This is a genomic window from Candidatus Zixiibacteriota bacterium (assembly GCA_021159005.1).
Lineage (GTDB): Bacteria > Zixibacteria > MSB-5A5 > UBA10806 > 4484-95 > JAGGSN01.
In genome coordinates, this window is record JAGGSN010000041.1 from 1 (window position 1) to 1,322 (window position 1,322).

The window sequence follows — 1,322 nt, forward strand, 5'->3', positions numbered from 1 at the left end:
AGTAAGATGATGGGTATCAGCTATTATACTGCATATTGGAATAGGAACGTCTCCATTGAAGCTAAGACCAATCCGCATTGAACAGGTCGGGCATGGAGCACTGGCTATAATTGAAGGATTCCTACCGCTGTAAGCTGTGCAGGTAAATTCGGGAATCGGACAATCACCTTCTATTATCCTTCCTATTTTAAAACTTGCAGTTGGAATCGGAGGAGAAGCTTCGAGGCGAGCATATCTGAAAATAGCCGACATCTCGCAGGTCGGAGTTGGACAATAACCATTTATCTGGCCGGTATAAACAATCCACGTCTTACCATCGAGAAGATCGATATCGAAAGTATTAATAAATGCTTTACCATCAAGAAGATTGGTTGCTGCACTTTTTACTATTACTTTCCCATCTAACAGGTCGGTATCTATATTTTTTATTCTAGCTTTGCCATCGAGAAGATCGATATCGAAAGTATCAATAAATGCTTTACCATCAAGAAGATTGGTTGCTGCGTTTTTTATTCTAATTTTGCCGTCAAAAAAATTGGTTGCGAATACTTCTCCTGATCCAAATGTTACTAAGTTATCCTTATTAGAATAAGATGTTGCTTTAATCCATTCATCAGCCCTCCCTGCATTTGATATCCTAACTTCGTCAATAATACCATCAGCAGGACGCATCATAGTACCTGCATAGTCTTCCCCGCCAATTACAAATTTTGCTGTATTATTTCTAACTGTATCGCCAATTCTATCTATCTCTGATGATTGCTTAACTCCGTCTAAAAAGCATTCAATTTTATCATAAGAAGATTTCCATCTTCCAGCAAAACAGTAGTCAGTGTCTATGACAATAGCATCGTTTATTCCCACAGGGCTATCTGTATCTGTATCATCGGTAGCTAAGGCAAAAAATATTTTATTGCTACTTGCGCTTACATAAACCCTGAAGCTATGATTTGATCCGTCATATCGTTTGCTTACTAATGTTTGTTCGTAGGCGGGGGATGAATTAGCTGGGTATTCTTGTTTATAACTAACCTCAACAGTTATATTAGATAAATTGTCTAATGCGGCAAGATCACTTACATCTATATAGTCATTAGTATCTGTTTGAGTTCCATCTTCGAATTGAATGCCCTTACCAATTAACGCATCTACTAATCTTCCAGATGTAAGTGCCGATCCTGGAGTGCCGTTGAATTCATTTGAAGTGGAATCCTTCATGCAATCCGATCCACCCGACGGGTCTTGGCTCATATGGTGAACAAGAATGAAATTCGAATCCCAAACGTTTTGGGCAGGAGTTGAGCCAGTATCACCTATGTAGG

The 1,322-nt window shown here is 39.1% G+C and carries 1 protein-coding gene; it reads right to left on the minus strand.

Annotation, left to right across the window (positions count from 1 at the left end):
- Positions 1–1,218, minus strand: a 1,218-nt coding sequence (locus J7K40_02725; GenBank protein MCD6161309.1) for a hypothetical protein, incomplete at its 3' end; no start/stop codon positions are given.
- Positions 1,219–1,322: the final 104 nt, after the last annotated feature.